Origin of the sequence: Desulfovibrio ferrophilus (genome assembly GCF_003966735.1) — a bacterium.
Classification (GTDB): Bacteria; Desulfobacterota; Desulfovibrionia; order Desulfovibrionales; family Desulfovibrionaceae; genus Desulfovibrio_Q; species Desulfovibrio_Q ferrophilus.
The window spans coordinates 3126545-3140188 of the sequence record NZ_AP017378.1; the positions used below are offsets into that span (position 1 = coordinate 3126545).

Consider the following 13644-nt stretch of genomic DNA (forward strand, 5'->3'; position numbering starts at 1 on the left):
TTCAGCGGGCGTATTCGTCCACCAAATCCGAGAACCTGGTGCTTTGCTTGACCCTGTCCAATGCTTGCTGAAAGCGCTGGACGAGGTCGTCTGGCGTGTCTTTATGGAAGGCAAAGTAGATGGGCACTTCCTCGAGGACGAAAGCGGTTTCGTAGTCATTGGGGTTCTTGCCGTGGCGCAGCAGGAGTAGACGGGTGCTGCTTTCTTCATAGGAAATGAGGTCCAGTCGTCCCATGTCGAGTTTTTTGAGATTCTGGTCCACCGTGGCCACGGGCTCGACGGTGCAGATATCCCTCCATGGGTCCAGCAGTTGATCTCCCACGTCCTCCCGCAAGGTGCCGATGCGCAACCCCGTGAGATCCGTCCCCTTGGCGATTTTGAGATGTCGGGATTTGGGTGCTGTGAGGACGAAGCGCACGTTGGCGATGGGGCCAGCCCATTTGAACATCTGTTCCCGCTCGGGGGTGCGGGCCATGCTGAAAAGCACCGTGCCGGGCTGGGTCTGGGCCATGCGATAGGCTCGTGCCCAGGGGTAGGCCGTGATGATGGTCAAGGGCTCCTGCATCTCCTCCCAGGTCATGCGCAGGAGGTCGACGGAGATGCCACTGACGAGGCCGTTTTCAGTGAAATTGTAGGGATAGTATTCTTCGGTGATCCAATTCAGTGAATTGAAGGAATGCTGCTGTGCCGTGGCGGTGCCCGGGAGCAAGGTCAGCATCACCAGCAGCACCAGGGAGGCCCAGTTCAGATACATGGCGTTGCGTGGATTTGCGTTGCAATGGAGGAATGGCATCATTACAAAACTGTTAGCACCTTTGTTTACGCAAGTGAATAGTGCGCGAACGAGCGGATAGATAAAAAAGTGTGCGGCTTAAAGTCTTGCCCGCGCTCATGCGCTCTGCTATTCGAAAGGCTTCCGGCAGAATGAATCTTTTGGCGTCAATAGCGGGGGCCGGCCCGGAGGTGATGGGCGCCTGATTTACAAAGGAGAGGATGGACATGGCTAAAAAATTCATGGCCCTGGTGGCCAGCGTGATGGTCAGCTTGATGCTGATCTCCGGCGCAATTGCCTCTGACAAGGTTGTTGTGAACGGTATTGACTTCGGTTTCCCCCCGTTTGGCTTCGTGGATAAGGACGGCAAGCCCGCAGGGTTCGATGTCGAAGCCATGAACTGGATCGCCAAGGAAATGGGCTTTACTGTCAAGCATCAGCCCACCGACTGGGACGGTATCATCCCCGCCCTGAACGCCGGTAAGATCGATTGCATCGCTTCGGGCATGAGTGCCACCGCCGAGCGCGCCAAGATCGTGAATTTCGCCATCCCTTACTACTCCGTGACCCAGGTAATGGTCGTGCGCGGTGACGAGAAGATGGACCTTGCTGCATTCATGAAGTCCGGTCGCAAGATCGGCGTGCAGCGCGGCACCAACACCTTCAAGCTGCTGACCGAACTCAAGGCCGCTGGTGCCAATATCGAGATCGTGCAGTACGACTCCACCGATCTGGCCATGCAGGACCTGCCCATCGGCCGTATCGATGCTTCCGGCATGGACAGCTCCATTGCCTACGAAGTCATGAAGGGCCAGAGCTACAAGCTGGGCGGCACCTTTGACGCTGCTCCTGAGAACTACGCCTACGCCGTGCGCAAGGCTGACACCGAGCTGCTGGAGACCCTGAACATGGGCCTCAAGAAGCTGATGGCCGATCCTTACTGGGAAGAGCTCAAGAACAAGTGGGAAATCCACTAGGCTGCGGGCTTTGAATAGGTTTTGACCGCCCGGTCGGGTTCGGGTATCCCGAACCCGACCGGGCGATTGTCTTTTTTTGTTTCATCTGCACCAAGGCCAATCATGCATTTCGAAAAAGCTCTGAACGCCACCATTGAGGCCCTGCCCTACATGCTTGGGGGCGTGGGCTGGACCGCCATCATTCTGATTGGCGCTTTGTTGGTGGGGTTTGTGCTGGGCGTGCCCCTAGCCTGTTGTCAGGTCTATGGCCGGCCAGCGCTGAGCCGCGCGGTGGGGCTGTACGTCTGGTTGTTCCGCGGGGTTCCCATTCTGGTCCAGCTGTTCCTGTTCTACTTCGGGCTGCTGCCCCTGGTGGGTATCGACAGTGCTCTGGCGGCCGGGGTGATCGTGCTGGGGTTCACCAGCGCCTCATATCAGTCGCAGATCGTGCGTGGTTCCATTCAATCCCTGTCTGCCGGGCAGTTGAAGGCCGCTCGTGCTTTGGGCATGAGTGATTTTACGGCCATCAAGAGCATCATTCTGCCTCAGGCTCTACGACTCTCCATCCCTGGCTGGTCCAACGAATTTTCCATCCTGCTCAAGGATTCGGCCCTGCTGATGGTTATCAGCGTGCCCGAAATCATGGCTCGGACCCGGTCCGTGGCGGGCCGCACCCATGAGCCGGTGGCCATGGCCCTGTTCGCAGCCATTTTGTATTTTATTCTGACCTACGTGGGTATCCAGATCCTGCGCTGGATCGAGCGCAAGGTGCGCATCAAGGGCTATTCCCAAGAAGGGAGCATGTAATGTCTGGCAACGATATCATCCTGCGCACGGAAAGGCTCAACAAGAGCTTTGGCACCAATCACGTGCTCAAGGACGCCTCTCTGGAACTCAGGCGCGGAGAATTGAAGGTTCTGATCGGTCCCTCGGGCGGGGGCAAGAGCACGCTCCTGCAGTGCATGAATTTTCTGCTGCCCCCGGACTCGGGTCGTATCTGGCTGGACGGCCATGAGATCAAGTTCAGCAACAAGCGCGAGTTGTACGCCTACCGTCAGGAAGTGGGCATGATTTTTCAGGACTTCAACCTGTTTGATCACCTGTCAGCCATGGAGAACGTGCGCATCGCCCTGACCAAGGTCAAGGGCATCCCCAAGAAGGCCGCTACTGAGCGAGCCATGGCAGAATTGGAACGGGTTGGGCTGTCGGGCAAGGCCGCCCTGTATCCGGCTCAGCTTTCGGGAGGGCAGAAACAGCGTGTTTCCGTGGCTCGCGCTCTGGCCATGGACCCCAAGGTCTTGCTGCTGGACGAACCCACCAGTGCTCTGGATCCCGAACTCATCGGTGAGGTGCTGACCGTCATCAAGGATCTGGCCAAGGCCGGAATGACCATGGTTATGGCCACGCACCAGATCACCTTCTCATCGCAGTTGGCCAGCGAGTTCATTTTCATGGAGCAGGGCTGTATCATCGAGCATGATACCCCGGCCGTACTGCTGGCTGATTCAGTCAATTCTCGCACCAAGGCTTTCTGCGCCAAGATCAATGAGCTGACAGGGGAGCCGGTCTAGATGGAAGAGTATTGGCTGTTTGCATCCGAGCGCATTGTCCCGGGGCTGAATGCAGCCCTGCTCGTCAGTGCCAAGCTGATTGTGCCCTCGGCCCTGTACGGGATGCTGCTGGGCGTGATTACCGGTGTGCTCAGGGTCTACGGGTTCCGCTGGGTTCGGCGTGTAGCCGACCTCTATGTAGCCCTGTTCCGTGGAACCCCGTTGGTTGTGCAGCTCTACTTCTGGTATTTCGCTTTGCCGTATATCGTCATCGGCGGACATCGCATCGTGCTGGACGCCATGGAGGCATCCATCCTCGGGTTTGCCCTGTGCAGTGCGGCCTACCAGTCCGAATACATCCGCGGTGGATTGCTCTCCATCCGATCGGGCCAGTTCAAGGCCGCCAAGGCCCTGGGCATGACCCCCTTGCAGACCGTGTTGCACGTGGTCCTGCCACAGGCCGTGCGCCGCTCCATGCCCGGCATCGGCAACGAGATCATCTACCTGGTCAAATACTCTTCCCTGGCTTCCATCATCACCGTGGAAGAGCTGATGGGCGCGGCCCGCAGCATTGCCAAGTCCACCTGGCGGCCCGTGGAAGCCTACGGCACGGTTGCCATCTACTATCTGCTTCTGGTCACCATCGCCATGTGGCTGCTCAGATGGGCTGAGGACTACTTCTCGATCCCCGGCTTTGAAAGGTCGAAGGAAGACTAGAAAGTCGTTGAAAATACTTCGCTCGCGGTGTCGCTGTGGGCGATGGACCCTCTCACCTATGTCCAGATAGGTGTCGAGCGTCCATCTCCCTGGCTCCTACCGAGCGAAGCTTTTGAACGACTTTTGGCGTTGCTGTTCGTTGGTTCATAAGCTGAAATTCCCGCGCTCGTGGTGTCACTGTAAAATATCCAAACTCTCACCCATGTATCAATAGGCATCGAGCTTGGGTTTTTCTGGTTCCTGGCGAGCCCTGTTTTTGAGCGGCCTTTTGCCATTGAGGTCTTGAAGTCGTTGTATGTTGCTCTGAGGCCTTTCGATGTTGCCGCTGGCATTGAGCCTCAAGCGTCGTCCCGCTGTCACCATCCCCCTTCTATCTGCTTCGTTTTTCCCCTTTGTTTTCATCCAAATACGGTTTTTGGGCGGTCTTGCATCTTGCCTTGTCCTGCATCGTTCCTCTAGAGTATTTCTTTGCTCCGAAGACCGCTTAGAAAAGGAATATTCTTGTGTCTGACCTTCCGAAATATACTGCCCTGACTCCCGATATTATCGAGCGCATCCGCCAGGCCGTTGGCCCCGACGCCGTGGACCTGAGCCCCGAGGCTCTGGATGAGGCCGCTCGCGATGCCTCTACCGAAGTTCATGCTCCCGTCGCCATTGTCCGCGTGACCACGGTCGATCAAATTCAGGCTTTGTTGAAGTTGGCCAACGAATTGAATTTCCCCGTGACTCCGCGGGGAGCGGGCACCGGCCTGGCTGGTGGCGCGTTGGCCGTGGATGGCGGGGTGGTTCTGGCCCTGGCTGGCATGAACCGCATCCTGTCCGTTGACGAGAAGAATCTCATCGCCGTGGTTGAGTCCGGGGTGATCGTGGCGGACCTGCAGGCTGCGGCCCGGGCCAAGGGCCTGTCATATCCGCCGGACCCGGCCAGTCTGGACACCGCAACAATCGGCGGCACCGCCGCAACCAACGCGGGCGGACCGGCTTGTGTCAAATACGGAGTCACCAAGCACTATGTTTTGGGTCTTGAAGCCGTGCTGCCCACGGGTGAGCTTGTGGGAGCGGGTACGGCCACGCGCAAGGGTGTGGTTGGCTATGATCTGGCGCAGCTGCTCGTCGGTTCCGAGGGCACTCTGGGCGTGATCACCAAGCTCATCCTGAAGCTCATCCCCTTGCCCGAGGAGACCTGCTCGCAGGTGGCGGTTTTTGCGGACCTTGAAACGGCCATGGGCGCCGTGTCCGCCATCATGGCGGGCGGGGTGACTCCCTCTGCCGTGGAGTTTCTTGATAGTCGCTGTCTGCATCTGGTGGGTGATCTGTTACCCTTCGGCGACTTGCCGCCCGCCGGGGCGCTGCTGCTGGTGGAAACCGATGGAGCCAAGGGGGCGGCCCGGGCCGAGATGGAACGGGTGGGGGCCATTTGCAGTGAGCAGGGTGCCCTGCATCTGCTGCCCGCCGGGGATGAGGCTCAGCGTCAGGAGTTGTGGGGTGTGCGGCGTCAGGTCTCGCTCCGTATTCACGACAGCGCCCCAATCTATGTTCCCGAAGATGTGGTTCTGCCCCTGGCTTCCATTGCTGAATTCGTGGGACGCCTGCCCGAGTTGGCAGAGTGCCACGGCCTGACCATCTATGCCTTCGGTCATTCCGGGGACGGCAACATCCATATCAACGTCACTGCTGGCGAGGGCCAGGAAGCCTCGGTGGAGGCCTGCGTACTGGAACTGCTGAAGCTGGTGCTGACCATGGGCGGGACCATGAGTGGCGAGCATGGCATTGGCGTGGCCAAGAAACGTTTTCTGCCCCTGGAGTTATCCGCGCCTTCCATGCGTGTTCAACGTGATCTGAAGCGAGTCTTCGATCCCAAGGGTATACTCAACCCCGGAAAACTTTTCAGTTAGCAGGCTGGCGGGCGCCTGAATATGCGTGATTGTGGCGGTACCGTGGCAAAGTAAGATCCTCGTGTATTAGGAATATACAGCTCTGCTCTCTGTATCCGTAGGACTCGCAGACTCGTCTGACGGCGAACGGGTCGTCGTTTCTGACTTTGCCTTGGGCCTGGCACTCGCATCATTTTGAGCCATCCGGAAGAAGAGAAAGAATCCTTTTGAACAGTTTGCTGGGGACCAGGGCTTCGGCCTAAGCCGGAAATGAAAGAGTGACCTTCAACAGTAGGACAAGAACCATGCCTTCCATCAGTCGTCGCGTGCAGGCCATCAAGATTTCGGACACCAAGCTCATGCCCATGATCGCCGCCAAGGTGGGCGGTTGTGTTTCTCTGGGGCAGGGCGTGCCGTCCTTTGCCACCCCGGAACACGTGGTGGACGCAGTGTGTTCCGCCCTGCGTCAGGACTCTGCCGCTGGCAAGTATACCTTGCAGCCGGGGCTGCCTGCCCTGCGCGAGGCCGTGGCCGAACTGCTGGGCAGCGAGAAGGGCGTGCAGGCTGACCCCGAGACCGAGATCGTGATCACCGTGGGAGCCATGGAAGCCCTGTTGGCTGCGATTCTGACCCTGGTGGAGCGCGGTGACGAGGTGCTGATCCCCTCGCCGTACTACGCTTCGCATGTGGAGCAGATTCTGTTGGCCGAAGGTGTTCCCGTGCCTGTTCCCCTGCGCTCCGAGGACTGGGGGCTGGACCTGGAAGCCATGGAGCGCGCCGTGACATCGCGCACCAAGGCCGTACTGCTCTGCAATCCGTCCAACCCTACGGGCGCGGTCTATCCCGATGCGGACCTTAAGGCTCTGGCAGCGCTGTGCGAGCGCCACGGCCTGTTCGTGATTACGGACGAGACCTATGATTCCCTGACCTTTGACAGCCCCATGCCCATGAGTCTGGCCTCGTTGCCGGAACTGGCCGGGCGGGTGATTTTGGTCAACAGCTTTTCCAAGCGTTTTGCCCTGACGGGGTGGCGTGTGGGCTATGCCTATGCCGCCAAGCCGTTGATGGATGAGATGCTCAAGGTCCATGATTGCACAGCCATCTGCGCCCCGGCACCTTCGCAGGCGGCGGCCCTGGCTGCATTAACGGGGCCGCAGGATATTTTTGTTCAGATGGGTGCGTCCTTGAAGGCGCGTCGTGAGCTGGCCTGTGCCCGGTTGGATGAGTTGAGAGACCATTTTTCGTATGTCCGTCCCGGCGGAGCCTTTTATATAATGGCTCGTTATCTTTTCTCATCCGAGTCTTCTCGCGAGATGGCCCAGCGCATGATCCGCGAGGCTCGCGTGGTCACCATTCCCGGCGGGGCTTTCGGACCCGAGGGCGATGGTCATCTCCGGCTGTCGTACGGTGCGAGCGAGAAAGAGATCAATGAAGCCTTTGACCGTATCCAGAGCTGGGTGTTATTGTAACGGGACGATAGAGGCTTTTCACCTCTGGATGGGAAAGAGTGTTCAGGAACAAAGGAGCCACGTATTTGCTCAATATTCTGATTGTTGACGACAGTGATTCCCTGCGGTTCATCCTCAAGGCTTTTTTTAAGAATATCGGTCATTGCCAGGAAGCGGTCAACGGTCGTCAGGCTGTGGCTCGTGTCAAAGCAGCTCTGGACAAAGGCGAGCGGTTCGATGTGATCCTGATGGATATCATGATGCCTGAGTTGGACGGGTTGGATGCGACCAAGGCCATTGTTGCCTTGTTCGAGGAACGAGATGTGCCCAAGCAGGATCGCCCCAAGGTCATCATGCTGACTTGTCTGAACGATCCCAAGCACATGATCGAAGCCCAGTATCAGTGCGGAGCCTGTTCCTACATCACCAAGCCCTTTGAGCGTGAAATCCTGTTTGAGACCTTTGCCAATCTTGGCCTGATGCCCAATCCCCTGGACGGGGAGGACGACGAAGGCTGATGCATAAAGTCATCGATGAGTATCCCGGGATTCAGCACATTTCGCTGGGTGTTGGAGAAGGTGTCATAGCTGGCAAACCGACGGCCGTATCCACGGTGCTGGGGTCTTGTGTAGCGGTGACCTTTCATGATCCCGTGCGCCGCTTGGGCGCTGTTTTCCATGCGCTTCTGCCCAATTGGGGGGACTACCCCAACAGCAAGAATCCGGGCGAGTTCAAGTATGTGGACGCCGCCATCCAGCACTTTGCCAATGCCATGTATCTTCAGGGATCCAGCCGGGCCAATGTGGTCTGTAAGGTTTTTGGCGGGGCCAATGCCATGTTCAAGGAACAGTTCGGGGTGGGCCAGCGCAACGTGTTGACGGCTTTCAAGACTCTGGAAGGCGAGCGCCTGCGGGTGGTGGCTTCGGATGTGGGCGGAAACCGTGGTCGTAAGTTGATCTTCATCACCCATACGGGTGAGGTGTTCATGAAGCGCCTGCGTACCCAGCAACTCTCCAGCTAGTTTTTTATCGCGCCCGGTCGGGCATTTTCCCCTATTCGAACAGCAGATCAACCTTGCCCTTGTCATCGAGCTTCAGGAAGGCATTGAATTTCTTGCCTGCCTTGGACACGAATCGGGCGCGCTTGTAGGTGCGGCCCGTGGAAAGCAGGTCGCGGGCCATGGCTTCGCGCACTTTGCCGCCGAACAGGGATTTCTTGATGCGCAGGGTGCACGAATCGTCATCGCGACCCGAGCAATCAAATGCCTTGGGCTGTTCAAAGACCTCTTTACCGCAGAGCGGGCAGACGCCGAGAGGCTCGCCCGAGGGCTTTTTGACGGCTTTTGCATCACGAGGGAAGCCGTCGCGGTCCAATGGTGGTGTTGATCCATTGACCTGACTGCTGGTGTTCGCAGAGCCCGTGGACAGACCCTGAGGGTGTGGAGCGGACGCGGCGCTGCTGCCCGTTGTACCAGGTGTCTGCTGCTGTCCGTTGCCCTTGGGCGGGGCGTCTCCGATGGGGAAGCCGTCACGATCATAGCGGCGCGATGCGGCCTGAGTCGCACGCGAGGGAGCAGCTTTTGGGTTGGCAGGTTTCTGGCCCGGCGGGGGTAGGGGAAAGCCGTTTTCATCAAAGGCCCGGTGGTTGCGCACCAGTTGAACGCCATTTTGGACCGAGGTCCGGATGTCCTGCATGAAGGCCGGATAGGTGTCTTCACCCTGTTCGATGTCTTTCAAGCGTTTTTCCCAGTCTCCGGTCATCTGTGGCGAGACCAGATGCGGCAGGAAGGATTCGATGAGGTCCACGGCGTGGCAGCCGAGGTCCGAGGCAATGAGCTTTTTCTTTTCCTTTTCTATGTACTTGCGCGAGAGCAGGGTCTCGATGATCTGAGCGCGGGTGGCCGGGGTGCCCAGGCCACGTTCCTTCATGGCCTCGCGCAGTTCCTCGTCATCCACCAGCTTGCCTGCAGTTTCCATGGCGGCCAGCAGCGAGGCGTCGGTGAAGTGGGCCGGAGGCTTGGTCTGGTGCTTTTTGCTGGAGAGGTCCAGGGCCTTGACCTCGCTGCCCTTGCGCAGGCTGGGCAGAGGGTTGTCGGCAGCTGTGCGCCAGGGCTCGGCCTCCAGCCAGCCGCGGTCTTTGAAGACCTTGCCCGTGGCCTTGAACTTGTGCTCCTCGATCACGGCCCAGATTGTGGACGCCGAGAACTTGGCCGGGGGCATGAAGGCCGCACAGAAGCGGCGGGCCACCATCTCGTAAATCTTCCACTCATCCCCGGACAGGGCGTCCTTGCTGGCGGGCTTGGCCGTGGGGATGATGGCGTGGTGATCGCTGACCTTCTTGTCGTTGACGCATTCAAAGCGGTGTTTGCCATTCTTGATGCGGTCGGCAGCGGCAGCGGAAATTTCGGGGAAGACCTTGTAGGTGGCGCGCAAATGCCCCAGGGCTTCTTTGAACAGTTCCCGGGTCAGGTAGCGCGAATCCGTACGCGGGTAGGTGATGACCTTCTTCTGTTCGTACAGGGCCTGGGCAATGGTCAGTGTGTCCTTGGCCGAGAATCCGTGGCGCGAGTTGGCTTCGCGCTGCAGGGTGGTCAGGTCAAAGGGCAGGGGCGGTTTCTGCTGGCGGCTTGCGCTTTTGACGCTTTCGACCTTGCCGTCCTTGCCCGTGCAGACATCGAACACGGCACTTGCTTCGTCCTCGGAGTCGATGCGCGTCTGCGTGTATTCGGGGGGCGCATGCCAGATGGCCTTGAACGTATCCTCGTTCTTGGCGAGTACGGCCTCGATGGTCCAGTAATCCTTGGGCGTGAATTGTTCGATTTCGCGTCGGCGGTCCACAATCAGCTTGAGCACCGGCGTTTGCACGCGGCCTACAGTGATCAGGGAGTGGTCCTTCAGGGTGAACAGGCGCGAGAAGTTCATACCGATCAGCCAGTCGGCCTCGGCCCGGGCAAAGGCGGCCAACCCGAGGTTGCGCTTCTGTTCGTCGGGCACGGTCTTGGCCAGGGCCTTTTTCAGGCCCTGCTCGGTCATGTCGTTGGCCCAAAGGCGTTTGACCGGTTTGGCGCAGCCCGCCATGACCGCAATGCGTCGGAAGATCAGTTCGCCTTCGCGTCCTGCGTCAGTGGCGTTTATGATCTCGCTGACGTCGTCACGGCCGATGAGGCCCTTGACGATGGAAAACTGTTTTTGCGTGCCGGGCAGGATACCAAGTTTGAAGCGCAGGGGAATCATGGGCAGCTGCTTCATGCTCCAGCGCCCGGCCCAGGCCGGGTCCTGCTCTTCGGGTTCGGCGATGTTCACCAGATGGCCAATGGCCCAGGTGACCATAGTGTCGCCATCGGCGATATGCCCATCGGCGCGCGACGGGCGCAGGCCAAGGACCTTGGCGATTTCCCGAGCGACGGAGGGCTTTTCTGCGATGATTAGGGTTTTGCTCATGTGTGTTACCGTGGCGGGCAACATAGCAGCCCCGGGCCATGGGGGGAAGCCCCCGCTTCGTTGACAAACCTGTATTGGTTCTTACTTGATTTATGCCCGGTTGCCGGAGCATCCCGGTCGTTCTACCTCCTCAGAATGCACTTGGTTTCTGCCTCATCAACCGTCAGCCGGGCTCTGTTCTTGTAGGCCACTGAAAATGAACATCTGCTTTGTTGCTGTGCAAAAAAAGGCGCAACGTACGGGAAGTACGCTGGGCCCTTTCTTTTTACTGGCGCTTTGCATGTGCACATTTTTGAATGGCCTGATGTGCACCTTAATGTTCTCCCCTGATTTTCCTGGTCTGGAATTTAAGCCATGAACGGATTGTGTGGCCAGTTCACTTCTTCAGGCATCCACGGAAACCCCTGCTGCATCGGCAGATCGCGCAGGGCCTGACGATAGTCCAGCCATGCCTGGCGGGCGGCATCGTCGGCATGGGGATAGTCGGGCAAAGTCGTGGCGTCGCAGGCGCCCAAGCGAAAGTTGCGCTCGCTACGTACGGCCAGCGCCCAGGCATCCACGTCCAAGGTCCAGTTCCTGCTGACTTCGTCCCAGACCTCATAGTCCTGCGCTGCGGAGTCGGTCAGTCCCTGGGGCAGCGGCCCTAAATCCTCGATGGTCAGGGCCTCCCCCGTGGCCGTCCGGTAATGGGTTTCTCCCCGGTGATCCTCCATGATCTCCCAGCCGTTATCTGTCCAGACGGGCACGAATCCTTCGTTCGTCTCGGGCGGTGCCGTTTCCGTAGCTCCTTCGGGCAGCAGATACACGGGCTGTCCGGCCTGCTCAGTCTCCAAAGGATCGATGGGTGGGGTGTCCGTGCTCAAATATTCCCCGGTCTCGGGGTGATAGCTATGGATATCCATACAAAGGCTCCTCTTTAGGATGTTTATCGTCCTCACGCGCAAAACACTCGGAAGCGTTTAGATGTAAGGCGCAAAAGAAGTTTAAGGTTGATGCGTATTTGGGCATACGTGAGAGCTTAAACTTCTTGCAGTAACGCTGCAGATAAGTGCTTTTGGGCGTTTTGCTAGTATTTGATGAGGTAGATGAGGGCAATATTCCGAGGCCGGGTCTCGCTGCCGCCGCTGCTGCCCGACGTGATGGACGTGGCCCCACTGCTGGTCATGTAGATCAGACCTCGGCCACTGCCTTCGCTTATGGCATTGGGAATGCTGGCGGCGTGGGTGTGACTTTTATAGGCTTGCGCCTGGGTGCTGCCGACGGTGCGACCGGAGTCCACGCCGCGGTTATGGTCCCAACCGCGTAGGAACTCGCCACGCAGGTCTGGAAGTTTGAAGGTGCCCGTACCTGAGCCGAAGGTGGTCCCGATAACGGCATAGAGATCAGCGTAGGTGCTGGTGGACAGGCTTGCACCGTTGCATTCCAGCCAGCCGTCGGGGCGAGTGCTGGATGCCATGGCCACTACGGTGCCAGCGGGGATGGATGGTGGCGTTTCTGTCAGCGCTGCGATGGCAGCGCTTGTCAGGGCCGGGGTCATCCATGTTTCATCGTCCATGCCGGCCTCGGCCTGGATTGTGGATGCCTTGGCGGTGGTATCAAGCTTGCCGCTGATCGCAGCCATCAGGCCCATTGGAGTCACGGCCTTGGTGTCGATTGCGGGGTCCTGAGCCTGGGCTTCGGTAGCAAGAAGAACAAGCCCGGGTAGGTCATGCGCTGCTGCCCCATCGAGGGCGATGTTTTGTCCATTCAGGGCGTGGGTTTGGATATCTCCCCATCGTTTTGTATCCTTGCCCAAAGCGCTGTCGCCGTCTGCCGCCGGGCAGAGTCGTTTTGTAGCCATAGTATCAGCTCCCGTATTGATAAGTCATGTAATGTTGCGCTTTGTGCCGCTGATCAGCCAACAAAAATCACGTCACCATCCATGTCCTGATCGAACAGAGGGCTCACATCCAGGGTCAGGCGCGTCCAGATCTCGGAACCGGAACCCGGCTCCTGCCCCTGGACCGGGCTGATGGCGCGATAGGTGTGCCCATCCGGTCCGGCCACCACGTCAGGGAAATCATAATTTATAGTCGGATCATAGGCAGAGGCTGCTGCGCCGAAGGCGGCACTGGCCGCGCTGGTGGCCAGTTGGGCACTGGCTGCTGCACTGCTTTCCGCGGCGGCAGCGGCTTCGGACAGGGCGGCCGCATTGACCGCAGCGGTGGCGGCATTGAGGGCGTCCTCGGCGGCTACCGAGGCCGATGTGTTTGCGTGGGCTTCAGAGATGAGCGCCGAGTCGCGTGCTGCCAGCGCCGAGTCCCGGACCGCGAACAGGTCCTCGGGATTGATATCGGTCTCCGGGGTCGGGGCTGCAACGGGCAGCTTGATGCAACGCCCGAGCTCCTCCTTGAGTTGCAGGCAGATGCGGGTCAGCTTGTCATCTGCTTTTTCGATTTCCGTGGTGTCGATGGCGTCGAGGTTGTTCCAGGCTTTTTCCTGAGTGATGGCAACGTCACTGTAGATGGTCAGGGTGTGTCCCTCGGGCAGTGGCGTCCCGGACAGGGGATAAACGAGTGTGCCCGACAAGCCGGTCCCGGCCCCTTCAAGGCTGTAGTCGGTACCCAGCGTCAGAGGCGTGTCCAGATATCCTGAATCCGTTGCCGCTGCGAGGCTGCGCACCACGGCCCGAACATGCTCATCATGGGCGAAGACAAAAAGTGTGGGAAAACGGGTGGCCTGTGAATTGCCCTCATAGCGAATCTTGGTTGTCGTGGATTCGACAGTCATTGTCGGCCTCCTGGGTTGTGCGGAATCGACGTTTCCTGGCTTGGAAGCGCTGGGGTTATAGCACAAACCGGGTGGCTGGTGATGTCAGATGTGCATTGGCAACGAACCGGGGCGGTCC

General features: G+C 58.9%; 13 protein-coding genes. 8 read left to right on the forward strand and 5 right to left on the reverse strand.

Annotated elements, in window-relative coordinates; translation table 11 throughout:
* Nucleotide 1: 1 nt before the first annotated feature.
* Nucleotides 2-796 carry a substrate-binding periplasmic protein gene (locus EL361_RS14260; protein ID WP_126380625.1) on the reverse strand — a complete coding sequence of 265 codons (795 nt, stop codon included), beginning with the start codon at nt 794-796 and terminating at the stop codon, nt 2-4.
* 203 nt (nt 797-999) lie between these two features.
* Here EL361_RS14260 and EL361_RS14265 point away from each other — a divergent pair, with 203 nt between their 5' ends.
* The 8 genes from EL361_RS14265 (at nt 1000) to EL361_RS14300 (ending at nt 8338) form a co-directional block, all read left to right on the forward strand.
* Complete coding sequence (locus tag EL361_RS14265; RefSeq protein WP_126380626.1) at nt 1000-1749, forward strand: ABC transporter substrate-binding protein; 750 nt, start codon at nt 1000-1002, stop codon at nt 1747-1749.
* Between the two features lie 102 nt (nt 1750-1851).
* The gene (locus tag EL361_RS14270) at nt 1852-2535 is read left to right on the forward strand and encodes an amino acid ABC transporter permease (protein WP_126380627.1); all 684 of its coding nucleotides are present in this window, start codon (nt 1852-1854) and stop codon (nt 2533-2535) included.
* A complete protein-coding gene (locus EL361_RS14275; RefSeq protein ID WP_126380628.1) occupies nt 2535-3299 on the forward strand; it encodes an amino acid ABC transporter ATP-binding protein in 765 nt (254 codons plus the stop codon). The genes EL361_RS14270 and EL361_RS14275 overlap by 1 nt, the downstream gene beginning before the upstream one ends.
* The gene (locus tag EL361_RS14280) at nt 3300-3995 is read left to right on the forward strand and encodes an amino acid ABC transporter permease (RefSeq protein ID WP_126380629.1); all 696 of its coding nucleotides are present in this window, start codon (nt 3300-3302) and stop codon (nt 3993-3995) included.
* 503 nt (nt 3996-4498) lie between these two features.
* Nucleotides 4499-5890, forward strand: a complete 1392-nt coding sequence (locus EL361_RS14285) for an FAD-binding oxidoreductase (protein WP_232034796.1) — start codon at nt 4499-4501, stop codon at nt 5888-5890.
* A gap of 284 nt (nt 5891-6174) precedes the next feature.
* Nucleotides 6175-7338 (forward strand): pyridoxal phosphate-dependent aminotransferase, encoded by a 1164-nt coding sequence (locus tag EL361_RS14290; protein ID WP_126380631.1) that lies wholly within the window; start codon nt 6175-6177, stop codon nt 7336-7338.
* A gap of 38 nt (nt 7339-7376) precedes the next feature.
* A complete protein-coding gene (locus tag EL361_RS14295; RefSeq protein ID WP_126380632.1) occupies nt 7377-7835 on the forward strand; it encodes a response regulator in 459 nt (152 codons plus the stop codon).
* Complete coding sequence (locus EL361_RS14300; protein WP_126380633.1) at nt 7835-8338, forward strand: chemotaxis protein CheD; 504 nt, start codon at nt 7835-7837, stop codon at nt 8336-8338. Before EL361_RS14295 ends, EL361_RS14300 begins: the two co-directional genes overlap by 1 nt.
* Nucleotides 8339-8369: 31 nt before the next feature.
* Here EL361_RS14300 and EL361_RS14305 read toward each other — a convergent pair whose 3' ends face one another.
* The 4 genes from EL361_RS14305 to EL361_RS14320 all read right to left on the reverse strand — a co-directional run bounded on the left by EL361_RS14305 (nt 8370) and on the right by EL361_RS14320 (nt 13526).
* Nucleotides 8370-10757: a type IA DNA topoisomerase gene (locus EL361_RS14305; protein ID WP_126380634.1), complete on the reverse strand. Its 2388-nt coding sequence runs from the start codon at nt 10755-10757 to the stop codon at nt 8370-8372.
* A 347-nt stretch (nt 10758-11104) separates the two neighbouring features.
* On the reverse strand, nt 11105-11659 hold the full coding sequence (locus EL361_RS14310) for a tail fiber assembly protein (RefSeq protein ID WP_126380635.1): 555 nt from the start codon (nt 11657-11659) through the stop codon (nt 11105-11107).
* Nucleotides 11660-11823: 164 nt separating this feature from the next.
* Entirely contained in the window at nt 11824-12597 is a 774-nt protein-coding gene (locus EL361_RS14315) for a phage tail protein (protein ID WP_126380636.1), read from the reverse strand.
* 53 nt (nt 12598-12650) lie between these two features.
* Entirely contained in the window at nt 12651-13526 is an 876-nt protein-coding gene (locus tag EL361_RS14320) for a hypothetical protein (protein ID WP_126380637.1), read from the reverse strand.
* Nucleotides 13527-13644 lie beyond the last annotated feature (118 nt).